Source organism: Allobosea sp., from assembly GCF_035944895.1.
Lineage (GTDB): Bacteria > Pseudomonadota > Alphaproteobacteria > Rhizobiales > Beijerinckiaceae > Allobosea.
This window is the reverse complement of sequence record NZ_DASZAT010000016.1, coordinates 68,305-92,452: the sequence shown is the minus strand read 5'-3', so window position 1 is coordinate 92,452 and position 24,148 is coordinate 68,305. Positions and strand designations below refer to the sequence as shown.

The window sequence follows — 24,148 nt, the reverse complement described above, 5'->3', positions numbered from 1 at the left end:
ATTTCAGTAGAAGCCGGTGCTAAAAGTGCCGCAAGGGCCCGCTTTTCATGGGCTGGGGAAACAGCAGGCGGCAAGGCCGCCGGGAGGGGAGATCATGGTCCAGGATACGATCCATCGCCGTACATTCCTCGGCGGCGTCGCTGGCATGGCCGGTATCGCGGCCGCGCCCGGAGCCTTCGCCCAGGCGCTCAAGCTGCCTGCGTCTCCGCTGACGATCAGCGTCATCGACGTCGGCGGGGCGCTCGCGCTGGTCCAGACGCCGCTGGAGAACTACCCCAAGGCAAATCCCAAGGCCGTCTCGCGGATGGTCTTCACCAAGGCGCCGGCGCCCGAGCTGCCGGCCAAGATCAAGGCTCAGCAGAACGCCGGCCGGCTCGATATCGACATGGTCATCGGCGGCCTCGACGTGCTCTCGGCCGGCATCGACCAGAAGCTCTGGGTCGATCTGCTGCCGCGTCTGCAGGCCGAATTGCCGAAGCCGGAGGACATCTACCTCAAGCCGGCGCTCGCCATGCATAATCTCGGGCAGGGCCAGGCCATGGCGATGGTCTATTACCCCTCCGGTCCGCTGCTCGAATACATGCCGGACCGCGTCAAGCAGGTGCCGACCACGGCCGAGGAGCTGCTGGCCTGGACCAAGCAGAACAAGAACCGCTTCTTCTATGGCCGCCCGGCCAACTCCGGCCCCGGCCGCACCTGGATCATGGGCCTGCCCTATCTCCTCGGTGACAAGGATCCGAAGGATCCGGAGAAGGGCTGGGACAAGACCTGGGCCTATCTCAAGGCCCTCGGCGAGAACATCGAGTACTATCCGGGCGGCACCGGCCAGACGATGAAGGAGCTCGGCGACGGCTCGCGCGACATCATCGTCTCGACCACCGGCTGGGACATCAATCCGCGCGCGCTCGGCATCGTGCCGAAGGAAGCGAAGATCCAGACCTTGAAGGGCTTCCACTGGGTCACCGACGCCCAGTACATGATGATCCCGAAGGGTGTCTCCGACGAGAAGCTCAACGTGCTGCTCGATCTGATCCGCCACATGCTGACGCCGGCGCAGCAGGCCTATACCTATGACGAGGGCTATTTCTATCCGGGCCCGGCGGTGAAGGACGTGCCGCTCTCGATGGCGCCGGAATCGAGCCAGAAGGCCATCGCCGAGTTCGGCCGGCCCGAGTACGAGAAGCTGATCGCCGACAATCCCATGGAAACCCCGCTCAACCCCGACAGGATGGTCGTCGCCTTCCGCATCTGGGACGAGCAGGTCGGCGGCGCCAAGCGCAAGTAGCCTGCTGCAAATCGCCAGGCAGGCCGGTCCTTGACCGGCCTGCCGTCTCGCTGTCGCCTGTCGGCAGCTGACCAACCCATCCGTTCGAACCCGATGGTCCTTCATGTCGATACATGCCGCGAATTTCCGCGAACTCAGGCTCGACCGGCTTTGCCGCGACTTCGGGACGCATAACGCTGTCAAGGATGTCACGCTGACGATCAGGCAGGGCGAGTTCATCGCATTGCTTGGCCCGTCAGGTTGCGGCAAGTCGACGACGCTCAACCTGATCGCCGGCCTCCTGCCGGCGACGGGCGGCGGCATCTGGCTGGACGAGAAGCGCATCGATCCGCTCCGCCCCGAGGAGCGCGGCTTCGGCATGGTCTTCCAGAGCTATGCGCTCTTCCCGCATATGAGCGTGCGCAAGAATGTCGGCTTCGGCCTGAAGATGCGCGGCATGCCCAGGGCCGAGAGCGAGCAGCGCGTCGCCGAGGCAGTGGCGCTGGTCAGGTTGCAGGGCCAGGAGGACAAGCTCCCCGGCCAGCTCTCCGGCGGCCAGCAGCAGCGCGTCGCCATCGCCCGTGCCATCGCGGTGCAGCCGCCTTTGGTGCTGATGGACGAGCCGCTCTCCAATCTCGACGCCAAGCTGCGCCTCGAGATGCGCGCCGAGATCAGGCGCATCCACAACACGCTCGGCGCCACCACCATCTACGTCACCCACGATCAGGAGGAGGCGCTCTCGCTCGCCGACAGGATCGTGGTGATGCGCGATGGCGAGATCCGCCAGGTCGGTGGTCCCGAGGACCTGTTCTCGCGGCCGGACCATCTCGATGTCGCCGAGTTCATGGGCTTCCGCAACAAGGTCGCCGGCCGCGTCGCCTCCGCCACCGGCGATCAGGCGACGGTCACCGTCGGTGAGGTCGGCGTCGCCGGGCGAGTGCGTTCGCCGGTCACGGCCGGGCAGGGCGCCCATATCTCGATCCGCCCTGAGGACCTGCACCCGGTGGCCGATGGCGCGCCGGGCCTCAAGGCCAAGGTCATCTCGACCGAATTCCACGGCCGCGAATTCGTCGGCTTCGCCCGCATGGCGGATGACACGCCGCTGACCTTCCTCGCCGATAGCCGCATCGCGCCCGGCACCGAGATTCGCCTCGCGGCCGCGCCGGATCGCGTCCTGGTCTTCGGAGGGGGCGCATGAGCACTCTGTCCGCAACCGCTGCCGAGATTCCGCTCAAGCAGCGCCTCGCCGCGCGCGGCCTCGACGGGCTGACGCTGCTCGTCCTGCCGGCGGTCTTCTTCCTGCTGGCGTTGTTCATCTACCCGTTCCTCTACGGGCTCTTCCTGTCCTTCAATCCGAAGGCGGGCGGGGCGCTGGCGAACTATCAGCGCTTCTTCTCGGATTCGTTCCTCTACGACACGATCGCGACCACGCTCTGGCTGGCGCTGCCGGTGACGATCGTCACGTTGCTGCTGGCGATCCCGATCGCCTTCCGCGTCAGGTTGATGAAGAACCAGCGCCTGCTCACCACCATCCTGGTGATCCCGATCACGCTCGGGACCGTGCTGGTTGCGCAGGGGCTGCTGAACTATCTCGGCCCGCAAGGCTGGTTCAACCGGACGCTGATGACCATCGGCCTGATCTCCTCGCCGGTGAAGCTGCTGCATAACTACTGGGGCGTGATGCTCTCGCTGGTCATCACCGGCTTCCCCTTCACCTTCCTTCTGACCCTGTCCTACCTCACCGGCGTCGATCCGGCGCTGGAGCAGGCCGGCGCGACGCTCGGCGCCGGGCCCTGGCAGCGCTTCAAGCATATCCTCTTCCCGCTGCTGCTGCCCGGCCTCGCCATCACCTTCTGCCTCAGCTTCGTGCAGGCCTTCTCTGTCTTCCCCTCGGCGGTGCTGCTGGGGGCGCCGGCAGGCCCGACGCGCGTGATCTCGATCGCGGCCTACCAGGCCGCCTTCGAGGAATACGACTACTCGATGGCCTCGGCGGTCGCGATGATCATGGGCATGGTCCAGCTTGCCATCGTCGTCGCGGTGCTCGGCCTGCGGGGCATGCTCTATCGCGGCCCGGCCGGCGGCGGGAAGGGCTGAACCGATGGTCAAGGATACCCGCCTTTCCACCAAGCTCTGGGCTGCGGCCAACTGGACGCTGATCGGCTTCTTCATCGTCAACCTGTTCGGCATGATCGCCGCGGTGGTGACGAGTTCGTTCTCGACGCGCTGGCTGCGCTCCTGGCTCCCTGACGGCTGGACGACGCGCTGGTACGGCGCCGCCTGGAGCGAGTTCCAGCTCGGCGACGTGCTGACGGTCACCTTCCAGATCGTCTTCCTCGTCGTCTTCCTGTCGGGATTGATCGGCGTGCCGGCCGCCTATGCGCTGGCGCGGCGCGATTTCCCCGGCAAGAAGCTGGTGATGCTGCTCTTCCTGTTGCCGCTTCTGGTGCCGCCGATCACCTTCGGCATCCCGCTGGCGACGGTGCTCTATCGCACCGGGCTCGCCGGCTCGATGTCGGGCGTGGTGCTCGCCAATCTCGTGCCGACGGTGCCTTTCGTCATCCTGGTGATGATCCCGTTCATCGAGCAGATCGACACCAAGATCGAGGCGGCGGCGCGCGTCTTCGGCGCCAACACCTTCAAGCTCTTCATCCATGTCCTGCTGCCGCTGCTGATGCCCGGCATCCTCGCTGCACTGCTATTGGTGCTGGTCCGCACGATCGCGATGTTCGAGCTGACCTTCCTCACGGCAGGGCCAACCAGCCAGACACTGGTGGTCGCGCTCTACTATGCGGTCTTCGCCGCAGGCGTGCGCGCCGTGCAGTCGATCGACGCCATGGCGGTGATCTACATGGTGACGACGCTGGTCTGGCTCATCATCGCACTGCGCTTCGTGAACCCGACGCAGATCGTGGCAAGGGCGAAGCGGTAGGGAACCAAGCAGGCCGTCCCGCATTCCTCCGCAGCCGGTCGTGCTGCGGAGGGGTTGGATGGTCACCAAGGGCAGGGAAGACGCCAAGGCGAGCCAGGGTCGCCTGCGCCGCGTGACCATCGACGATCTCACCATCCGCCGCGTCAGGGTGGGTCGCAATTTCGGCTATCGCAACGCCGAGGGCGGCAAGATCACCGACGAAGAGACGCTCGTCCGCATCCGCTCGCTCGCGATCCCGCCGGCTTATGAGGACGTGCTGATCGCCAGTGATCCGCGCGCCCATCTCCAGGCCGCCGGCCGCGACGATGCCGGGCGCATCCAGCATCGCTACCATCCCGACTGGGAAAAGGTCCGCGAGCGGCGCAAGCTCAAGCGCCTCGGCCGCCTGATCGACGCGCTGCCGAAACTGCGCGAGCGCATCGCCAACGATCTCAAGGACCGCACGCTCTCGCGCGCCAAGGCGCTCGCCTGCGCCGCCGCAGTGATCGACCGCTGCCATATCCGCGTCGGCAACGAGGTCTATGCCCGCACCAATGGCAGCCATGGGGCTTCAACCTTGCTGAAGCGCCACGTCTCCGTCACCGGCAAGCATGTTGTGCTCTCCTTCCGAGGCAAGGGCGGCAAGGACATCGTCTGCGGCCGCGACGACGCGCCGCTCGCCCGCGCCCTGACGCGCTTGAAGACGCTGCCCGGCAAACGCCTGTTCCAGTATCGCGCCGAGGACGGCTCGGTCGGCGCGATCAATGCCGCCGACATCAACGCCTATTTGAAGGAGGCGGCACGCTTGCCGGTGTCCAGCAAGGATCTGCGCATGCTCGCTGCCAATGCCGCCGCGGCCGAGCTGCTGCTCTCGACCGACATCGCCGCCAGCGAGCGCGGCCGCAAGCGCCAGCTCGCCGACATCATGCGCGCCATCGCCGAGCGGCTGGTCAACACGCCGGCCGTGGTGCGCAAAAGCTATGTCCACGCCATCGTCGTCGATGCCTATGCCAGCGGCCGCCTCAGCCGCGCCTATCGCAAGGCGCGGGCGCGCGGCGGCTGCTCGCGCATCGAGCGGGCGCTGGGATTGCTGGCGGCGTGAGCGGGATGCATGGCCGCCTGCCTGAACCGGGCGGCGCCGGGGGTTGAACCCGCCGCCACACTGGTGATGCTCGGAGCAAATCATCCGAGGAAGCGCCAGGCATGTTTCTCACCAATTCCGACATGGTCGAGCTCATCGAGCTGCGTCACGCTCTCCACCGCGCGCCCGAGATTTCCGGCGAGGAGCGCGAGACGGCCAAGGCGATCGTCGGCTTCCTCTCACCGAGCGCGCCCGACCGTATCGTCACCGAGCTCGGCGGCCATGGCGTCGCTGCGATCTATGAAGGCGTCGAGCCCGGCCCGACCGTGCTGATCCGCTGCGAGCTCGACGCCCTGCCGATCGAGGACCTCTCCGGTGTGCCGCACTCTTCGCAAGTGCCGGGCAAGGGCCATCTCTGCGGCCATGACGGCCATATGACCACGGTCGCGGCGCTGTCGCGCGGGCTCGGCCGGCAGCGGCCGCAGCGTGGACGCGCCATCCTCCTCTTCCAGCCGGCCGAGGAGACCGGGGCGGGCGCCGCTGCCGTGATCGCCGATCCGAAATTTCCGGAGATCGCGCCCGATTTCTCGTTCTCGCTGCACAACAAGCCCGGCCTGCCGCTTGGAGCGGTCCGGATTTCCGAGGGGCCGGCCAATTGCGCCTCGCGCGGCCTCAAGATCGTGCTGACCGGCCACACTTCGCATGCTGCGACGCCGGAGCACGCGGTCTCGCCGATGAAGGCGCTCGCCCGCCTGATGCCGGAGCTGACTGCGCTTGGCCCGGGCGGCGCGCTCGAGGGCAATTATCGCCTCGTCACCGTCACCCATGCCAGCATGGGCGAGCCGGCCTTCGGCATCACTCCCGGCCGCGCCGAACTCTGGGCGACCTTGCGCACGCTCAATGATTCCCTGATGGGCTCGCTCTGCGCCGAGGCCGAGGCGTTGGTGCGCGAAGCTGCCTCAGACGGTGGCCTCTCCGTGGCGATGGACTACCACGACGTCTTCCATCACTGCGAAAACCATCCCGAGGCGGTGGCGCATCTGCGCCGGGCCTGCGACGAGGAGGGCATCGCGCGTGGCGAGACGCCGCCGCAGCGCGGTTCCGAGGATTTCGGCCTGTTCGGCCGCTCGTCGAAATCGGCGATGTTCCTGCTCGGCTCCGGCGAGGACAGCCCGCCGCTGCACAATCCCGATTACGACTTTCCCGACGCAATCATCGCACCCGGCGCCCGCGTCTTCATGCGGGCGGTCCGCAATCTGCTGGGTTAGCCGTCGCCTGCTCCTGCGTGCTATGCGGCGCTTCGAACACAGCAGAGGTGCCCATGCGCAGGATCAGGATCATCGGCATCGGCGCCGGCAATCCCGAGCACGTCACGATCCAGGCGATCAAGGCGCTCAACACGGTCGATGTCGTCTTCGTGCCCGACAAGGGCGCCGAGAAATCGGCCTTGCGCGAGCTGCGCGAGGAGATCTGCCGGCGCTATATCGAGCATGGCAACTGGCGCACCGTGCCATTGACTGTGCCGAAGCGGGCTGCTGCGGGCGACGACTACCGCGGCAGCGTCGACGACTGGCACGCTGCGCTCGCCGAAAGCTATGAGCGCCTGTTCCGCGACGAGCTCGGCGAGGATCAGACCGGTGCGCTGCTGGTCTGGGGCGACCCCTCGCTCTACGACAGCACGCTGCGCATCATCGAGGCCGTGCGCGCCCGCGGGCTCGCATTCGACTACGACGTCATCCCCGGCATCACCTCCGTCCAGGCGCTGGCGGCGGCGCATCGTCTGGTGCTGAACCGGATCGGCGAGCCCGTCACCATCACCACCGGCCGCAAGCTCGCAGAGGGTGGCTTCCGGAAGGAGGACGGCAGCACGGTGGTCATGCTCGATGGCGAGCAGGCCTTCGCCAAGATCGATCCTGCCGGACTCGACATCTGGTGGGGCGCCTATCTCGGCGCGCCGCAGGAGATCATTGCCTCGGGCCCGCTCGCCGAAATCTCCGACGAGATCGTCCGCACCCGCGAAGCTGCCCGCGCGCAGAACGGCTGGATCATGGACACTTATCTGCTGCGCCAGCGGAAATCGTAGTCCGGCGTTTGGCTCCAAGCCACCATACCGGTATGATGTCGCTGGCTGGCGGAGGAGGATTGCCCATGGAAATCTCGCTCCGGCTTCGCGATCCGATCGCGCCGCAGCTCGTCACAGCGCTGCGCCAGGCGATCATCGTCAGCGAGCTTCGACCCGGCGAGGCGCTGTCGGAGAAGGAGATCGCCGGGCGCTTCGGCGTCAGCCGTCAGCCGGTGCGCGAGGCCTTCATCAAGCTCTCCGAGGCCGGGCTGGTACAGATCCTGCCGAGCCGCGGCACCTTCGTCATGAAGATCTCGATGCGCGAGGTCGCCAATGCCCGCTTCGTGCGCGAGGCGGTGGAATGCTCTCTGGCGCGGGCTGCGAGCCGACTGATCAACCCTGACGGCGTCGCTCGCCTGCGCCGCCTCATCGCCGAGCAGGCTGCTGCCGCCGGGCGCGGTGATTATTCCGGCTTCACCGTATTGGACGAGGCTTTCCACCAGGCGATCGCCGAGATCGTCGATTGCGACTATGCCGGCAAGGTGGTCGAGAGCGCCCGCGCCCAGACCGACCGGGTACGCTATCTCTCACTGCCCGGCACCTCGCCGATCCCGCTGCTGATCACCCAGCACAACGCCATCGTCGACGCGATCGAGACCGGCGATGCCGACACGGCTGCGACAGCGATGCGCATCCATCTGCGCGAAATCCTGAATGCGCTGCCGCGCATCGCCGCTGAACACCCGGACCTGTTCGAGGATGAGGAGCTGCCGGCCCATACCAGGGCGCCGCGTCAGCGCTGATCGCTGAGCTGCGCCGCCTTGATCAGCGCCTCGGCGACGCGTTCGTATCCTTCGGCCAGGATCGCGGTCGCGACCCGGACATGCTCGGTCGGCCTCGCCGCGCATTTGCTTCCGGGCAGCACGGCGATGCCGTGCGCCGCCAATGTCACCAGCGCGAACTGCTCGTTTTCCACGGGCACCCAGATGCACAGCCCGTCGCTCTCCGGCATGGCGAGCCCGCGCTCGGCGAGGCAAGCGACGAGTGCCCGCCGGCGATCGGCATAGACGGTGCGGGCTTCGGCGACCCTCTGGCCGGTCTCGGCATCGGTCAGCAGCCAGGCGGTCGCGGCCTGCAGCAGCCGGCTGGTCCAGCCCGAGGAGAAGCTACGATAGGACTGGATCTGCCGGATCACCATGGCCGGGGCCGACAGCACGGCGATCCGCAGGTCCGGCCCCAGCGATTTGGAGAAGGAGCGGATATGCACGACCCGCTCCGGCATCGCCCGGCCCAGGCTGATCGGCGGATGGATCGAGACGTCGCCGAGGCCGTCATCCTCGATCACCAGTGTGTCGCTGCCGGCGAGCACCCGGCCGAGTTCGGCCAGACGCGCGGGGCTGACATGCTGGCCGGTGACCGAATGGGTGCGCGGCTGGAAGATGAAGGCGGAGGGCCTTCGCTCCAGCGCTGTGGCGAGCTCCGCGGGCAGGGGACCCTGCGCATCGCGGCCGACCGGCAGGATCTCGGCGCCGAGATCCTCGATGATGTCGAGCAGCCGCATCGCGGTCGGATCCTCGATCGCGATGCAGGAGCCGGGCAGGACGGTCGCGTGCAGCACCGAATAGACCGCGTTGTAGCCGCCATTGGTGGCGAGGAAGGCGGCCGGCTCATAGGGCCAGTCCGGCGCCACCGCCTCGCGCAGCATGGGCAGGATCGGCGTGCGCTCATAGCTGTTGAGGTTCTCCGCGCTCGCCGCTTGCGCCAGCGCCTCGCGCAGCGGCGGCAGCAGTGCCGCATCCGGGACCGCCAGCGAGAGATCGAGCGCATCCGGCCCGAAATCGGCGACGCTCGCCATCCGTGTCGGCCGCGGCGTCGCATTGTCGCCGCTGACCCAGGCGCCGCCGCGCCCGCGTCCCGAGACGATCTTCTGTCGTTTCAGTTCGCTCCAGGCTTCCGAGACCGTGCCGGGGCTGACGCCGAGCCGGTAGGCGAGGTCGCGCACGGTGGGCAGCTTCGTGCCAACCGGGAGCAAGCCTGAACGGATCATCTGGCTGAGGTCGAGCGCGAGGCCGCGCGCGGTGCGCTGCGTCAGGCGGCTGGCCAGCCAGGAGGCGTCGGGTTCGTCGTTCATCGACTCAAAAATGAATGTTCAGGAACATAATAGCAATTGATCAGATAGATTGAACATTTATCGTGCCCCTCGTCCAAGGTTTTCTGTTCAGCGAGGCACCTGCTTGAAACCTGTGATCCGGCTGGCCCTGCGCGACTGGGATTTCATCACGCCGCTGCTGCTCGGCGACCTCGTATCCGACCGTTTCGAGCTGAAGATCGAGCGTCTCGCCACGCTGCCCGACGACTTCGCCAGCGATCCACGCTTCGATGCCAGCGAGATCTCGTTCAGCCGCTACACCACCGGCCGCGCTCGCGGCGAGACCGGCGTCGTCGGCATTCCGAACTTCATCATGCGCGGCTTCCGCCATCGCTGCGTCGTCACCGCCGCCGACAGCAAGCTGACCCGCTTCGACGAATTGCACGGCAAACGCATCGGCATCGCCGGCTGGCAGGATTCCGGCAACACCTGGACGCGCGCCGCCATGGCCGAGGGCGGCCTTGGCATCGACGATGCCTTCTGGGCGGTCAGCCGCCTTGCCGCCGACCATCCGATCACCGACCGCGTCGGGCGCTATGGCTGTCCCGGCGTGATCGAGGCGCTGCCCGGCCAGCCGCCGCTGCTCGACCTGCTCGCCGCCGGCGAGATCGATGCCGTGCTGATGCCGTTCATGCCGAAGGGCTTCTTCAGCAAGGGCTCGCGCTTCCGGGCGCTGCTGCCGGATATCCGCGCCGCCGAGCGCGACTATTTCGGCAAGGTCGGCTTCGTCCCGGGCATGCACATCATCGGCCTCAAGCCCGAGCTCGCCGCTCGCGAGCCCTGGTTGGCACAGGCGCTGAGCGATCTCCTCGACGAAAGCCAGCGCGTCTGGCTGGAGAAGCGCCGCCGCTACGCCGACACCACGCCCTGGCTGATCGACGAGCTGGTGCGCAGCGGGCATGATCTGCCCGAGAGCTGGAACGAGAGCGGGCTGGCCGCGAACCGGACGATGATCACCGCGTTCATCGAGCAGCTACGCATCCAGCAGCTCGCCGAGACCGATCTGACGCCGGAGACCCTGTTCCCGGCCGCATCCGCGCTGGAAGGAGCCAATCGATGAAAGCCGCGCTCGGACAATTCGCCGTCAGCCGCGAATGGCAGGAGAACCTTTCCACCTCCGTCCGCCTGATGGGCGAGGCCAAGGCCGCCGGCGCCGATCTGCTGTTGCTGCCGGAGGGCATCCTGGCCCGCGACATCACCGATCCCGACATCGTGCTGAAGACGGCGCAGCCGCTCGACGGCCCGTTCATGCAGGGCGTGCTTCAGGCCAGCAAGGGCTCGGCGCTGACCACGCTGTTCTGCATCCATGTGCCGAACGGCAAGGGCCGCGTCTTCAACGTCCATGTCGCGGTCCGCGACGGCGCGATCGTCGCGGCCTATCGCAAGCTCCATCTCTACGACGCCTTCTCGGCGCTGGAATCGACCAATGTCGAGCCCGGCAGCGAAGTGCCGCCGCTGCTGGAGATAGCCGGCCTGAAATGCGGGCTGATGACCTGCTACGACGTGCGCTTCCCCGAGCTTGCCCGGCGTCTCGCGCTCGATGGCGCCGATGTCCTGCTGCTGCCGGCCGCCTGGGTGCGCGGTCTCGGCAAGGAGGCGCATTGGGATGTGCTGGTCACGGCCCGCGCCCTTGAGAATACCTGCTACGTCGTCGCCACCGGCGAGTGCGGCCCGCGCAACATCGGCGCCAGCATGGTGGTCGATCCGCTCGGCGTCGCCGTCGCACGCGCCGGCGAGGCGCCGGCGCTGATCTATGCCGAGATCGATCCGGCCCGTATCGCCGCGGCGCGCGCCGCGCTGCCGGTTCTCGTCAATCGCCGGTTCGCCGGTCCCGAGCTCGCCGCTTAAGAGCGGGCCGCCGGTCTCCAGACAACGATAAAAGGGAACGTCGCCATGAACATGATCGTGAAATTCGCCGGAGCGGCCGCGCTGGCCGCGGCACTCCTGCACGGCCCGGCCTTCGCCCAGGACGCCAGCATCAAGATTCCCGAGCAGAAGGTCGACGAAGCCCTGCGTGCCAAATTGCCGGAGGCGATCCGCACGGCCGGCAAGATGATCTCGGTCAACAACGGCTCCTTCCCGCCCTATGAGATCGTCACCGACGCCAAGACCATGACCGGCGCCAGTGCCGAGCTCTCCGACGCCATCGGCCAGCTGCTCGGCGTCAAGATCGAGCATGCGACGGTGAGCGGGCTTGCCGCGGCGCTGAGCGGCATTGCTGCCGGCCGCTTCCAGTTCGCCATGGGGCCGATCGGTGACTTCAAGTCGCGCCAGGAGGCCAACGACTTCGTCGACTATGTCCGCGAATACGTGATCTTCGCAGTGCAGAAGGGCAATCCGAAGGCGATCGCCAGCCTCGACGACACCTGCGGCAAGAAGATCGCGGTGATGTCGGCCGGCTCGGCCGAGAAGGTGATCAAGGCGCAGGCCGAGAAATGCGCCGCCAAGGGCAAGCCGACGCTGGAGGTGATGTCCTTCACCGACCAGCCGACCTCGATCCTCTCGGTCCGGTCGAAGCGCTCCGACGGCTTCTTCTCTTCGCAGGCACCGCTGACCTACTTCGTCCAGCAGGCCAAGGGCGATCTCGAACTCGCCGCGGTCGGCAAGGCCAACGGCTTCCAGGATCTGTTCCAGGGCGCGGTCGTGCCGAAGGGCTCACCGCTCGGCGAGGTTCTGGTCTCCGCCATCAAGGTGCTCAAGGCGAACGGCACCTATGAGGCGATCTTCAAGAAATGGGGGCTCGAGAACAACATGATCGGCGAGCCCGGCATCAACCTCTCGAAGAACTGAGCGGGCAGGGGCCATGAACAGCGCGGCAGAGCCGATGAACGACCGGCAGGCGGCGCTGCGCGACGTCGCCAACGCCCACCGCCCTCCCGAATGGGGGCGCTGGCTGCTCTGGGCCTTCGTGCTCGCGGTCGCCGTCAATTTCGCCTGGATCGTCGCCTGGAACCCGAATTTCGGCTGGCCGGTCGTGGCGCAATGGTTCACGGCCGAGTCGATCCTGCGCGGGCTCTACGTCACGCTCGGGCTCACCGTGGTGGCGATGGTGATCGGCGTCATCATCGGCCTCCTGCTGGCGATCGCGCGGCTCTCCGATGACCGGCTGTTTAGCGGCCTTGCCGGGCTCTTCATCTGGTTCTTCCGCGGCACGCCGCTGCTGGTCCAGCTGATCTTCTGGTACAATCTCTCGACGCTCTTCCCGGAGATCTCGATTTCGATCCCGTTCGGGCCGACGCTGGTCAGCTGGCACACCAACGACCTAATCACGCCGATGACGGCGGCGATCGCCGGCCTTTCGCTCAATGAGGCCGCCTATATGGCCGAGATCATCCGCGGCGGCCTGCTCTCGGTCGACAAGGGCCAGACCGAGGCGAGCGACGCCTTCGGCATGACCCGGGCGCGGGCGCTGTGGCGGGTCATCATCCCACAGGCGATGCGCTCGATCGTGCCGCCGACCGGCAACCAGCTGATCAGCATGATCAAGGCGACCTCGCTGGTCAGTGTCATCGCCATGGCCGATCTGCTCTATTCGGTGCAGGCGGTCTACAACCGCACCTTCGAGGTCATCCCGATGCTGATGGTCGCGGTGATCTGGTATCTCGTCATCACCACCGTGCTGAACATCGGCCAAGGCTTCATTGAGCGTTATTATGCCCGCGGCGAGCGTGGCGCGACGGAGCGAGCGCCCGTCATCGCGGAGGCGACACCATGAGCCGGATCGCGACCGATGCCGCGCCGCTGGTCAGCGCCCGCAACGTCCACAAATCCTTCGGCTATAACGAGGTGCTGAAGGGCATCGACCTCGACGTCATGCCGGGCGAGGTCGTCGTCGTGCTCGGCCCGTCCGGCTCGGGCAAGTCGACCTTCCTGCGCTGCATCAACCATCTCGAAGCGATCGATCGCGGCTCGATCATGGTCGCGGGCGAGCAGATCGGCTACCGGCTGAGCGGCGAGCGACTGACCAAGCTCTCGCCGCGCGCCATTGCCGCGCAGCGCCGTCAGATCGGCATGGTCTTCCAGCAGTTCAATCTCTTTCCGCATATGACGGCGCTGGAGAACATCATCGAGGCGCCGGTCGGCGTTCACGGTCACTCCCGCAAGGACGCGACCGATTATGCGATGGAGCTGCTCGCCCGCATCGGGCTGACCGAGAAGGCCAACGCCTATCCGCGCCAGCTCTCCGGCGGCCAGCAGCAGCGCGTCGCCATCGCCCGCGCGCTGGCGATCCGGCCGAAGCTGATGCTGTTCGACGAGCCGACCTCGGCGCTCGATCCCGAGCTCGTCGGCGAGGTGCTGGCGACGATGCGCGATCTCGCCGGCCAGGGCCTGACCATGATCGTCGTCACCCACGAGATCGGCTTTGCCCGCGAGGCGGCCGACCGCGTCGTCTTCATGGATGGCGGCCTCGTGGTCGAGCAGGGCAGGCCGGAAGAGGTGCTCGCCAATCCGAGCCATCCGCGCACCCGCCTCTTCCTCAGCCGCTTCATCCGCGAAGCGGCCTAAGAGGCTGAGCGCCGGCTCTGTGTCGAAGGGGCTCAGCCGCCTTCCAGCTCGCTGGCGCGTTCCAATGCGATCGTCGTGCCCTTCTCGACGAAACCCGCGATCAGCGCGAGTTCCTCGGCGCTGTATTGCCGCATCAGTGCGGCCGAGCGTTCCGCCATCGGCGCGAACAGCTCCTGGAGCGGCCTGACCGCCTCCGGCACGATCCGGACGAGGACCTTGCGGCGATCCTGCGGGTCGGCCGCCCGTTCGACATAACCCTTCCTGGCGAGGCGATCGATCAGGCCGGTCACGGCGCCGCTGGTCAGCTTGGTGTGCTCCATGATCTGCCCGGCGGTCACGGGGCCGGCCAGCAGGATCATGTCCAGGCATTCGAGATCGACCGAGGCTAGGCCGGCCCGCCTGGCGACGGCCTGGCTGTGCAGTGCGCTGGCGGCGCCCATGCGGCGCAGGGCCGTCGTCAGGCGCGAGATCGCCTCGTCTTGACTTGAAGGTGCCATCTGCCTCATATCTTAGTTGATAAGATAATTAGTAAATGAGATAAAATCATGGATGCGATCGTCCTGTCTACGGCGTTGACGGCGCTTCTGGCCAATATCGGGCTGGGCGGCGGAATCTTCGAGCATAGCGTTATCGACCGTGCCTGGCCCCGCAAGCCGGAGATCGTCCAGCCCCGGAAGGGCGGGATCAGCCGCGTCCGGTTCTGGATTCCCGCTCATTCGCTGTTCGAGCTCAGCCTGTTCGTCACGCTCTATTTCGGCTGGGGCCATGGCGGGGTCCGCCGGGCCTTGCTTGTGGCTCTGGCCGCGCATCTGGCGATGCGGTTCTGGTCGGCCTTCGACATGATCCCGAAGGCGATCGCCTTCGAGAAAGCGGAGACGGTCGACGAGGCCGCCGCCCGTGACTGGACGAAGCGCAGCCTGATGCGCTTCCCGCTGGCGCTGCTCACCAGCCTGGCCGCACTGGCGGCTTTCGCTGCCGCTTGCGGCCTGAATTTGGTCTGAGCCCGGCCACCTCCCAAACGGTGGTTCGCAAAGGTGCCGCAGATTGACAATGTTTTGCATATAAGACAGATATTCATATATAAATGAAAGCGCGACGCCCGACTCCGGTCGGAAGGCGCCGTCACGCCGGGGAGGAGCGATGAGCCCGCTGAACGACAGCGACGTGCGAGCTGCCGCGGCGCCCGAGCCGGCTCCCGCATCGGGCGCGAACGATGTGCTTCTCGGCCTGCTCTTCGCCACGATCGGGGCTGCCGCTCTCTATATCGGCCGCGACTATGTCTTCGGCACCAGCCTGCGCATGGGGCCGGGCTTCCTGCCGCGCATCGTCGCCGGAGGTCTCGTCCTGCTCGGGCTCGTGCTCGTCCTCCGCGGCATCCTCGCCGGCGGCTGGGCGCTGCCCGTGATCGGCTGGCGGCCGATCCTCCTGATCTCGCTGGCCGTGATCGTCTTCGCCGCGACGATCGACCGGCTCGGCCTCTTCGTCGCGAGCCTTCTGAGCGTGGCGATCGGCGCCTGCGCTGCGCAGGAGATCCGCTGGAAGGAATTGTCTTTCGTCGCGCTCGGGCTCGCGGTCTTCTGCACCGTCCTGTTCGGCTATCTCCTGAAGATCTCGATGCCGGTGTGGCCGCAATGAGCGAGATCGTCCAATCGCTGGCGCTCGGCTTCGGCGTTGCCGCCTCGCTCAGCAATCTCTGGTACTGCTTCCTCGGCGCGCTAATCGGTACGCTGATCGGTGTCCTGCCCGGCATCGGCCCGATCGCGACCATGGCGATGCTGCTGCCGCTGACCTATTATCTGCAGCCGACCGAAGCGCTGATCATGCTCGCCGGCATCTATTACGGCGCGCAATATGGCGGCTCGACCACGGCGGTGCTGATGCGCCTGCCGGGCGAGTCCTCCTCCGTCGTCACCTGCCTCGACGGCTATGCCATGGCGCGCAAGGGCCGCGCCGGCACGGCGCTCGCGACGGCGGCGCTCGCCTCATTCTTTGCCGGCACGGTCGTCACGCTGCTGATCGCGATCGCCAGCCCGGCCCTGACCGAACTCGCGCAGAAATTCGGCCCGGCCGAGTATTTCTCGCTGATGGCGCTCGGCCTCGTCGCCGCCGTCGTCTTTGCGCAGGGCTCGCCCTTGCGTGCGGTCGGCGCGATCTTCCTTGGCCTGCTGCTCGGACTGATCGGCGCCGACGTGAACACCGGCTTCGACCGCTTCACCTTCGACCGGCCGGAATTGCGCGACGGCATCGGCGTCGTTGTCGTCTCGATGGGTCTCTTCGGCATCGCCGAGATCATGCTCAACCTCTCCGGCGGGCCGGAAGGGCAGGGCGAGCGCACCAGGCTGTCGCGGCTCTGGCTGACAAAGGACGATTTCCGCGCCGCCTGGCCGGCGACCTTGCGCGGCACGGGGATCGGCGCGTTGCTCGGCATCCTGCCCGGTGGCGGCGCCATGCTCGGCTCCTTCGCCTCCTATGCGGTGGAGAAGCGGGTCTCGGATACGCCGGAACGCTTCGGCGAGGGCGCGATCGAGGGCGTTGCCGGGCCGGAGGCGGCGAACAACGCTGGCGCGCAATCCTCCTTCATCCCGATGCTGGCCCTCGGCATCCCCGGCAATTCGGTGATGGCGATGATGGCCGGTGCCATGCTGATCCACGGCATCGCACCCAGCCCCAACCTCGCCTCGACCCAGCCTCAGCTGTTCTGGGGGCTGATCGCGAGCATGTGGTTCGGCAACCTGATGCTGCTCGTCATCAACCTGCCGCTGATCGGGTTGTGGGTGAAGCTGCTCGCCGCGCCCTACCGCATGCTCTTCCCGGCGATCCTGCTGTTCTGCTGCATCGGCATCTACACGGTGAACAACAGTGCCTTCGAGGTCGGCCTCGTCGCCCTGTTCGGCCTGCTCGGCGTGGTGCTGGCCAAGCTCGAATGCCCGCTGGCGCCGCTCGTGCTCGCCTTCATCCTCGGACCGATGATGGAGGAGAACCTGCGCCGCGCCATGCTGCTCTCGCGCGGCGATCCTGCGATCTTCCTGTCGCGGCCGATCAGCCTGGGATTGCTCATTGCCTGCGCGCTGGTGATCGCCCTGCTGCTCATGCCGAATTTCCGCCGGGCCCGCGAGGCGGCGACGGAAGCCTGAGTTCTTGGAGAAGGGGAGGACGATGATGATGAAATCCAGCAGGCGCCGCGCGCTCGGCCTTATCGCCGCCGCCTCTCTCATGGTTCTTCCGCAGGTCGCGACGGCGCAGTCCTATCCGACCAAGCCGGTGAAGATCATCGTGCCCTTCGCCGCCGGCGGGCGGGCCGACGCGCTGGCGCGGATGCTGGCGCAGGGCCTGCAGGAGCAGATGGGCCAGCCCTTCGTCGTCGAGAACCGCGGCGGCGCCAGCGGCAGCCTCGGCTCCGACCTCGTCGCGAAGGCGCCGCCCGACGGCTACACCCTGCTGCTCGCCTCGACCGGCACGCAGGCCATCCTGCCGAAGATCACCGCCAAGCTGCCCTACGATGCCGATCGCGATTTCACGCCGATCGCATTGATGGTCGAGAGCTACAGCTTCATCGGCGTGCATCCCGGCGTGAAGGCGGCGAACCTCAAGGAGTTCGTCGATCTCGCCCGCGCCAAGCCAGGCGAATTCAACTATGCCAGCTCCGGCGTCGGCACCTACAACCACTTCGCCGGCGAGTTCTTCAACATCGCCGCCGGATCGAAGATCACCCATATCGCCTATCGCGGCAGCGGCCCCTCGGTGAACGATCTCGTCGCCGGCCATGTCCAGATGATGATCGGCGGCGAATTCGTCGAGGTCGCGCAGGCCGGCAAGGTCCGCATCCTCGCGACGACCAATCCGCAGCGCTGGCCCGGCCTGCCGGACATCCCGACCATGAAGGAAGCGGGCCTGGCCGAATTCTCGGCGCCGCCGCTCTGGTTTGGCCTGCTCGGGCCGGGCGGCATGCCGCGCGAACTCGTCGAGAAACTCAACCAGGCCGCCAACAAGGCGATGAGCGACCCGAAGACCGTCGAGCGCGTCAAGGCGGCGGCGAGCATCGTGCGCACCGAGAGCGCCGACGCCTTCGCCAGCCTGATCAAGGCCGAGCAGAAAGCCTTCGGCGACGTCGCCAAGCAGACCAACATGAAGTTCGAGGAGTAACCGGGCGGACGATCCGGAACACTCGGCGAGAAAAGGGGAGGGAAGCGATGCTCAAGGGACAACTGACGCGCCGCATGGCGCTGCTGCTCGCCGTCGCGGGAGCGCTCGGCATAGGCGCCGTCGAGGCCGTGGCGCAGGCCTATCCGGCGAAGCCGGTCAAGATCATCGTGCCGTTCGCGCCGGGCGGGCGCGTCGAGGGTATCGCCCGCCTGCTCGCCAACAGCATGAGCATCGATCTCGGCCAGCCCTTCGTTGTCGAAAGCCGCGCCGGCGCTGGTGGCGCGATTGGCTCCGACTTCGTCGCCAAGGCGGCGCCGGACGGCTACACGCTGCTGCTCGTCTCGGCCGGCACCCACGCCATCCTGCCCAATGTCGACAAGAAGCTGCCCTATGACTCGGTGAAGGATTTCACGCCGATCGCCAATCTCGTCGAAGGCTTCACCTTCCTCGGCGCGCATCCGTCGGTCGAGGCCAGGACGGTCGCCGAGCTCGTCGCGCTGGCCAAGGCCAAGCCCGGCACGATCGGCTTCGCCAGCTCTGGCATCGGCACCTACGGCCATTTCGCCGGCGAGTTGCTCAAGATCTCCTCCGGCGCCGACCTGATGCATGTGCCCTATCGCGGCAGCGGCCCGGCGTTGAACGACATCGCCGCCGGCCACGTCCCGCTGATGATGGCGGGCGAATTGGTCGAGCTCGCCAAAGCCGGCAAGGTGCGTATCCTCGCGACCACCAATGAGCGGCGCTGGTTCGAACTGCCTGACGTCCCGACGATGAAGGAGAGCGGCTTCCCGCAATTCACCGCGCATTCCTGGATCGGGCTCGCAGGTCCCGCCGGCATGAACCCGGAGATCGTCACCAAGCTCAACACGGCCGCAGGCAAGGCGCTGGCCGATCCGAAGGCGCAGGAGCAGCTCAAGACGCTCGGCGTCCTGCCGAACTTCTCCAGCCCGGCCGAGTTCGCCGCGCGCATCGCCGCCGACCGGGCCGTCTATGCCGAGATCGTCGCCAAGGCGAACCTCACATTCCAGTAAGAGAGCGGCGCGCTATATGGAGGGCGGGAAATCGGCCGAAAGCCGAATGGATGGAGCTGCCCCCATGATTGAACGAATTGGCATGACGGACCGCTGGAGCGACGCGGTTGTCGTTGGGGGTCTGATCTTCCTCGCGGGCCATGTCGCCGAGCAGACGCGCGGGCAATCCGTCAAGGTGCAGACCGAGGAAGTTCTGCTCAGCCTCGACGAGACGCTGGCCCAGGCCGGCGTCTCCAAGAACAACTTGGTCAGCGTGACCATTTACCTCGCCGACATGGTGGGATTCGCCGCCATGAACGAAGCTTGGGACGCCTGGGTGGCAAAAGGCCACGCGCCGGCCCGCGCGACCGTCGAGGCGCGCCTTGCCCATCCCGACCTCCTCGTCGAGATGACGGCGATCGCCTCCCGATAGTCCCGCATCGGTCCCGTCGGCTCTATCGCCAATGCGAACACCATCCGTCGGGCTTGATCGCTCGACGGAAAGATGGTGCGCGCCTCCCTGAGCCAACCGCTACAGTGGGCTGGAAGGTGTCCTCTGGCCCGGGGGCGGCCTGCTCGTCCTGGCGCGAGTTCGCCGCCAGCGGCTGGCATGCCGTGCTCATCGGCTCCATCCGATCATTGACCGTCCGCTGGTCAGATCCGCCAACAGCCGCTCTACGACGCTGGCTTCCGACTTCGGCGCCAGCACCGACAGGATCGCGCCACCCTCCGTGAAGGCCTGGACACTCGCCTGCACGCTCGAAAGCGCGCCCAGGCGCGCTTGGACCAGTGCCAGATCGCTGAAGCCGCAGGTGACCGTCCCGGAGACGGTCTCGACGAGTGCCTCCTTTTCAGCCTCGCGCAAGCATAGGGCCGCCGTTCCACCATAGGCACGGATCAGACCGCCGCTACCGAGCAGGATGCCACCGAACCAGCGTGTCACGACAACAACGACGCCATCGAGGCCTTGCCCGTCGATCGCGGCAAGGATCGGCTTGCCTGCCGTCCCGCTGGGCTCACCGTCGTCGTTGAAACGGTACCTGTTCCCCAGGCGCCATGCCCAGCAATTGTGGTTGGCGGACCGATCCGACTGTCCCGCAACGAAGTCTTTTGCTGCCGTTTCGTCCCTGATGGGACCGGCGACCGCGGTGAAGCGGCTTTTCTTGATTTCCTGCTGACAGATGGCGATGTCGACGAGGGTCAGGCGTGCAACCATGTGCCCGCATATCACGACCTGGGACCCAGATCTCGCAAAGCCAGGAATGTCCGCTTTGCGGAATGCGCTGACGCCAGCTGTATGGCGCGGCCAGCACATGGCGAGAGAGTTGCAGCGCGTGGGATGATGGACGCTATGAGATCTCGGTCAGCAGCCCATGCTGCCCGGACGTTCGCAGGAAATGCAGCAGGTCCGACAATCCTTCGCCGAGCAGGGTCACATGCGAGCGCATCGTTTGCGCCGCCTGGACGCCATCGCCTCGCAGGATCGCCTCCATGACGCGCTCATGCTCGGGGATGGACGAGTGCATCCGCCCGGGCTGGTAGGTGATGGTGCGGCGGTACGGTGAGATCTTGAGTGTCAGCCGCCGCAGCTCGTCCTGCAGAATGCGGTTATGGCTCGCGGCGGCGATCAGCTCGTGGAAATCGAGATTGGCCGCATAAAAGGCCTCTGCATCCTCAGCCGTGGCGGCATCGGCACAGGCCCTGTGTGCGGCCTGGAGACGAGCCCGCTGTTCCGGCTGGATGCGACGGGCGGCCTGCGAGGAGGCGAACGCTTCCAGCTCGGCCACGACCCCGAACGCGTCGAGGAGGTCGGCGAGCGACATCTGCGAGACCTGCAGCCCCTGGCGTCCGCGCGACACCACGAGGCCGCTGGCGGCCAGACGTTGCAGCGCCTCGCGCACGGGCGTGCGCGACATGCCGAACTGCTCGGCGAGCTGGCGCTCGTCCAGCTTGTCGCCCGGCCTCCGGATCCCCTTGAGGATCTCTTCCTCGAGGCGGGTGACCACTCCGGCCGAAAGCGATTCAGGCTCTTCCGGCGTCATCGATCCGTTCACTCGCGCCATCACGCTCAGCGCCTCACCGGCTGTCTGCCGAATAAAATCTGTTCGCGACCATCTCCGCGAGAGCCACAAGCCCATAGAGGAGCAGGCCGCAGATGCAAAGCACCACGATGGCGGCCATCGACACCTCCGTATCGGCGCGCGCCGTCGCGAAGATGATGAGATAGCCCAGCCCCGCCTGCGCAGTGATGAACTCGCCGATGATGACGCCGATGATGGCCAGCGTGATCGCGATCTTCATGCCGCTGAAGATGTGAGGCAGGGCCATCGGAAACCGCACGCTGGTGAAGACCTGCCATTCCGTGGCGGTCAGCGAGCGGCATAGTCTCAGGATGCCCCGGTCGACGCTCAGGAAGCCGGCGGTCGTCGCGATGACCACGGGGAAGAAGGCGATGAACACCGAAAACGCGATGCGCGACTGCGAGCCGACCCCGAGCCAGATGATGAAGAGCGGCGCGAGTGCGATCTTGGGGATGAGCTGGAAGAAGATCAGGTTCGGATAGAGCGCCTCGCGCGCCATGTCCGAATAGGTGATGAGGATGGCGAGCGCGACGCCGAGCAGCAGTGCGAGCAGGAAACCGGCCGCGGATTCCAGCGTTGTCGGCACCGCATGCGTCAGCAGGATATCGTAACGCGCGACGATGTATTTCGCGATCGAGACCGGGGACGGAAGGATGACCGAGGGGACCTGCCAGATCGTGACGTAGAGCTGCCAGGCCGCCAGCACGACGAAGGCCAGGCCAAGCGGCAGAATGATGCTGCTCAGACCGGCGGCGCCCTGGAAGCGATTGGCTCCGGAAGCCGGGAGGGCGGCACCGGTTTCGGTGCCGATGGTGGCCTTTGCCATGCTGGACCTCACTCGATGACGCTGCCGGCGGTGGTGTTCGCCTTGCCGTGTTCCGGCCGCGCGGAAGCCTCGCCATGGCCGTGGGCGGCCTCGATGGTGAGGCGCAATGTCCGGCAGACCTGCGCGAATTCCTGGGTTTCCTCGATCTCGAACCGACGCGGCCGCGAGAAGGGCATCTTCATGTCGAGGATGATCGTCGAGGGGCGTCCACCCATCACCACCACCCGATCGGAGAGGAATGCGGCCTCACGGATCGAATGGGTCACGAAGATCACGGTCTTGCGGTAAGTCTCGAGAATCTCCGAGAGCGCGACATTCATCTGGTCGCGCGTGATGGCGTCGAGCGCGCTGAACGGCTCGTCCATCAGCAGGATCTCGGGATCGTGGATCAGCGCCCGGCAGATCGCGACGCGCTGGCGCATGCCGCCCGAGAGCTCGCCCGGCTTCTTGTGCTCGAAGCCGGCAAGGCCGACCATCTTGAGCAGGCTGTGAGCCCGGTCGATGTATTGCGCGACCGGCAGGCGCAGGATGCGGATCGGGAAAAGCACGTTCTCGAGCGTGCTCTTCCACGGCAGCAGGGTCGCGTCCTGGAAGATGATGCCGATGTCGCGGCGCGGCGCCGCGACCGGCTCGCCGGCAAGCATGATCGTGCCCGCCGTCGGCCGTTCCAGCCCGGCGATCATCATCAGCAGCGTCGATTTTCCGCATCCCGAAGGGCCGAGCAGCGACACGAACTCGCCCCTCGCCACGTCGACGGATGCGGAGGCGACCGCATGGATCGGCGAGTGCCGGGTGAAATAGGTCTTCTGGACATCCATGGCCGATACGAGAGGTGTCTCGGCCACGGCAAGCTCTGCCTTCGGTGCCAAACTCAGCATCAGTGGTCGCCTCGTTCGCTTGGCCGGTCAGGAACCGACATATCGACGGAACGGCGCGGCGCTCTTCTCCGCGCTCGCCAGCTCTGCGGGCGAAAGCTTGATCTTGCCGACGAAGTCGTTGGTGAACAGCTTGCCGACATCGGGTTTCACCGAGCCTTCACCCGCCGCGTATTTCATCACGAGATCGGCCATCGTGGCGACCTTGGCCGGGTCGGCCCAGCCGAAACCGTTCTGCTTCACCTCGGGCACGAGATTGGTGAGGTTCGTCAGCCCAAGCCCGATGCGCGCATATTCCTTGCCGGTCGAGGAGATCGCGACCTCGCTATTGGCCTTGAGGAAGATGTCGATCGCTTCGTCGAAATTGGTCATCGTGAACTGGATGGCCTCCATCGCGCCCTGGACGAAGGCCTCGCAAAGCGCCCGGTCCTGCTCAAGCCGGGCCGGCTGGGTCGTCAGGGACTGGCCGTAGAACTCGATCCCGACTGCCGAGAACAGCATGAAGCGGACGTCGGTGCCGAGTGGCGCCAGTGACGGCACGGTGCTGGTGGCGAAGGCGGAGACCGCATCGACCTGCTTCTCGACCAGCGTGCGTTCGCGAACCTTGCCGTCGACCTGGAGGATCTGGACCTTGGAGAGGTCGATGCCGGCCTTGTCGGCATAGAGCGGCAGGAACGGATACTCGCCGGAGGTCACGCTGGCGCCCAGCTTCTTGCCCTCGAGATCCTTCGGCGCGCGGATCGGCGAGCCGGACAGGACGCCGACCCCCATCAGCGCGTCATAGTTGATCTGGCCGATGCAGGTGATCGGCAGCTTCTTCGCCGCCTGCACGATCACCGTCGGCGTGGCCGCCATGCCGAAATCGAAGGTGCCGGCGCTGACCGCCTGCGCCGCCGCCCCGGAACCCGAGCCACGCGCCACCGAAACGTCGAGGCCATGGCGCTTCCAGAAGCCCTTGTCGCGCGCGACATAGGCGAAAAGGTTCGGGCCTTCCGGGATCCAGGAGGTCGTGAAGGAGACCTTCTTCAGGCCCTGCGAGAGCGCGGGCATGGCGAGAGAGCCGGTTGCGGCCGCTGCTGCTGCGGCACCGAAGCCCTTGAGGGCGCTGCGACGTGAAACAAGCATCCAAGTCTCCCCTTCGATCCATCGCGCGCCCCGGTCGGCGGCACAGGCACAACCATCACCGTGATCTCGGCGGGACGCAAGCGACATTATGCAAAAAACATGATCTTGCATACGATTT

General features: G+C 66.6%; 26 protein-coding genes. 19 read left to right on the top strand and 7 right to left on the bottom strand.

Features of this window, described 5'->3' with window-relative positions; genetic code table 11:
• Positions 1–94: 94 nt before the first annotated feature.
• The 8 genes from VGV58_RS27515 to VGV58_RS27480 all read left to right on the top strand — a co-directional run bounded on the left by VGV58_RS27515 (position 95) and on the right by VGV58_RS27480 (position 8,118).
• Positions 95–1,285 carry an extracellular solute-binding protein gene (locus VGV58_RS27515; protein WP_326877252.1) on the top strand — a complete coding sequence of 397 codons (1,191 nt, stop codon included), beginning with the start codon at positions 95–97 and terminating at the stop codon, positions 1,283–1,285.
• 103 nt (positions 1,286–1,388) lie between these two features.
• Positions 1,389–2,462, top strand: coding sequence for an ABC transporter ATP-binding protein (locus VGV58_RS27510; protein ID WP_326877251.1), 1,074 nt, complete (start codon positions 1,389–1,391; stop codon positions 2,460–2,462).
• Entirely contained in the window at positions 2,459–3,358 is a 900-nt protein-coding gene (locus VGV58_RS27505; RefSeq protein WP_326877250.1) for an ABC transporter permease, read from the top strand. The genes VGV58_RS27510 and VGV58_RS27505 overlap by 4 nt, the downstream gene beginning before the upstream one ends.
• Positions 3,359–3,362: 4 nt before the next feature.
• Positions 3,363–4,193, top strand: a complete 831-nt coding sequence (locus tag VGV58_RS27500; protein ID WP_091830929.1) for an ABC transporter permease — start codon at positions 3,363–3,365, stop codon at positions 4,191–4,193.
• Positions 4,194–4,251: 58 nt separating this feature from the next.
• Entirely contained in the window at positions 4,252–5,274 is a 1,023-nt protein-coding gene (locus VGV58_RS27495; RefSeq protein WP_326877249.1) for a DNA topoisomerase IB, read from the top strand.
• A gap of 101 nt (positions 5,275–5,375) precedes the next feature.
• Positions 5,376–6,521 carry an amidohydrolase gene (locus VGV58_RS27490; RefSeq protein WP_326877248.1) on the top strand — a complete coding sequence of 382 codons (1,146 nt, stop codon included), beginning with the start codon at positions 5,376–5,378 and terminating at the stop codon, positions 6,519–6,521.
• Between the two features lie 53 nt (positions 6,522–6,574).
• A complete protein-coding gene (cobF, locus tag VGV58_RS27485) occupies positions 6,575–7,336 on the top strand; it encodes a precorrin-6A synthase (deacetylating) (RefSeq protein ID WP_326877247.1) in 762 nt (253 codons plus the stop codon).
• Positions 7,337–7,401: 65 nt separating this feature from the next.
• Positions 7,402–8,118, top strand: a complete 717-nt coding sequence (locus VGV58_RS27480; RefSeq protein ID WP_326877246.1) for a GntR family transcriptional regulator — start codon at positions 7,402–7,404, stop codon at positions 8,116–8,118.
• On the opposite strand, the gene VGV58_RS27475 is transcribed toward VGV58_RS27480, so the two are convergent.
• The gene (locus VGV58_RS27475; RefSeq protein WP_326877245.1) at positions 8,109–9,446 is read right to left on the bottom strand and encodes an aminotransferase-like domain-containing protein; all 1,338 of its coding nucleotides are present in this window, start codon (positions 9,444–9,446) and stop codon (positions 8,109–8,111) included. The two genes, VGV58_RS27480 and VGV58_RS27475, sit on opposite strands and share 10 nt — an antisense overlap.
• Positions 9,447–9,558: 112 nt before the next feature.
• On the opposite strand from VGV58_RS27475, the gene VGV58_RS27470 reads away from it, so the two are divergent.
• From VGV58_RS27470 to VGV58_RS27450, 5 genes are read left to right on the top strand one after another with little or no spacing between them, the layout of a single operon-like run.
• Complete coding sequence (locus VGV58_RS27470) at positions 9,559–10,524, top strand: substrate-binding domain-containing protein (protein WP_326877400.1); 966 nt, start codon at positions 9,559–9,561, stop codon at positions 10,522–10,524.
• Positions 10,521–11,312, top strand: a complete 792-nt coding sequence (locus VGV58_RS27465) for a deaminated glutathione amidase (protein ID WP_326877244.1) — start codon at positions 10,521–10,523, stop codon at positions 11,310–11,312. Before VGV58_RS27470 ends, VGV58_RS27465 begins: the two co-directional genes overlap by 4 nt.
• 45 nt (positions 11,313–11,357) lie before the next feature.
• On the top strand, positions 11,358–12,254 hold the full coding sequence (locus tag VGV58_RS27460; RefSeq protein ID WP_414644140.1) for an ABC transporter substrate-binding protein: 897 nt from the start codon (positions 11,358–11,360) through the stop codon (positions 12,252–12,254).
• 13 nt (positions 12,255–12,267) lie between these two features.
• A complete protein-coding gene (locus VGV58_RS27455) occupies positions 12,268–13,179 on the top strand; it encodes an amino acid ABC transporter permease (protein WP_326877243.1) in 912 nt (303 codons plus the stop codon).
• Complete coding sequence (locus VGV58_RS27450) at positions 13,176–13,970, top strand: amino acid ABC transporter ATP-binding protein (protein ID WP_326877242.1); 795 nt, start codon at positions 13,176–13,178, stop codon at positions 13,968–13,970. Before VGV58_RS27455 ends, VGV58_RS27450 begins: the two co-directional genes overlap by 4 nt.
• A 32-nt stretch (positions 13,971–14,002) precedes the next feature.
• Here VGV58_RS27450 and VGV58_RS27445 read toward each other — a convergent pair whose 3' ends face one another.
• Positions 14,003–14,467, bottom strand: a complete 465-nt coding sequence (locus VGV58_RS27445) for a MarR family winged helix-turn-helix transcriptional regulator (protein WP_326877241.1) — start codon at positions 14,465–14,467, stop codon at positions 14,003–14,005.
• 48 nt (positions 14,468–14,515) lie between these two features.
• On the opposite strand from VGV58_RS27445, the gene VGV58_RS27440 reads away from it, so the two are divergent.
• The 6 genes from VGV58_RS27440 (at position 14,516) to VGV58_RS27415 (ending at position 19,556) form a co-directional block, all read left to right on the top strand.
• Positions 14,516–14,971 carry a hypothetical protein gene (locus tag VGV58_RS27440; RefSeq protein WP_326877240.1) on the top strand — a complete coding sequence of 152 codons (456 nt, stop codon included), beginning with the start codon at positions 14,516–14,518 and terminating at the stop codon, positions 14,969–14,971.
• Positions 14,972–15,110: 139 nt separating this feature from the next.
• Positions 15,111–15,605, top strand: a complete 495-nt coding sequence (locus VGV58_RS27435) for a tripartite tricarboxylate transporter TctB family protein (protein WP_326877239.1) — start codon at positions 15,111–15,113, stop codon at positions 15,603–15,605.
• A complete protein-coding gene (locus VGV58_RS27430) occupies positions 15,602–17,104 on the top strand; it encodes a tripartite tricarboxylate transporter permease (RefSeq protein ID WP_326877238.1) in 1,503 nt (500 codons plus the stop codon). The genes VGV58_RS27435 and VGV58_RS27430 overlap by 4 nt, the downstream gene beginning before the upstream one ends.
• Before the next feature lie 28 nt (positions 17,105–17,132).
• Complete coding sequence (locus VGV58_RS27425; RefSeq protein WP_326877237.1) at positions 17,133–18,113, top strand: Bug family tripartite tricarboxylate transporter substrate binding protein; 981 nt, start codon at positions 17,133–17,135, stop codon at positions 18,111–18,113.
• A 47-nt stretch (positions 18,114–18,160) separates the two neighbouring features.
• Positions 18,161–19,144: a Bug family tripartite tricarboxylate transporter substrate binding protein gene (locus VGV58_RS27420; RefSeq protein ID WP_326877236.1), complete on the top strand. Its 984-nt coding sequence runs from the start codon at positions 18,161–18,163 to the stop codon at positions 19,142–19,144.
• A 64-nt stretch (positions 19,145–19,208) separates the two neighbouring features.
• On the top strand, positions 19,209–19,556 hold the full coding sequence (locus VGV58_RS27415; protein WP_326877235.1) for a RidA family protein: 348 nt from the start codon (positions 19,209–19,211) through the stop codon (positions 19,554–19,556).
• A gap of 186 nt (positions 19,557–19,742) precedes the next feature.
• On the opposite strand, the gene VGV58_RS27410 is transcribed toward VGV58_RS27415, so the two are convergent.
• From VGV58_RS27410 to VGV58_RS27390, 5 genes are all read right to left on the bottom strand, one after another.
• Positions 19,743–20,339 (bottom strand): IMPACT family protein, encoded by a 597-nt coding sequence (locus VGV58_RS27410; protein WP_326877234.1) that lies wholly within the window; start codon positions 20,337–20,339, stop codon positions 19,743–19,745.
• A gap of 133 nt (positions 20,340–20,472) precedes the next feature.
• Positions 20,473–21,165 (bottom strand): GntR family transcriptional regulator, encoded by a 693-nt coding sequence (locus VGV58_RS27405; RefSeq protein ID WP_326877233.1) that lies wholly within the window; start codon positions 21,163–21,165, stop codon positions 20,473–20,475.
• Between the two features lie 34 nt (positions 21,166–21,199).
• Positions 21,200–22,030, bottom strand: a complete 831-nt coding sequence (locus tag VGV58_RS27400) for an ABC transporter permease (protein WP_326877232.1) — start codon at positions 22,028–22,030, stop codon at positions 21,200–21,202.
• Between the two features lie 8 nt (positions 22,031–22,038).
• Positions 22,039–22,875 (bottom strand): ABC transporter ATP-binding protein, encoded by an 837-nt coding sequence (locus tag VGV58_RS27395; RefSeq protein ID WP_326877231.1) that lies wholly within the window; start codon positions 22,873–22,875, stop codon positions 22,039–22,041.
• Positions 22,876–22,935: 60 nt separating this feature from the next.
• Complete coding sequence (locus VGV58_RS27390; RefSeq protein ID WP_326877230.1) at positions 22,936–24,030, bottom strand: ABC transporter substrate-binding protein; 1,095 nt, start codon at positions 24,028–24,030, stop codon at positions 22,936–22,938.
• Positions 24,031–24,148 lie beyond the last annotated feature (118 nt).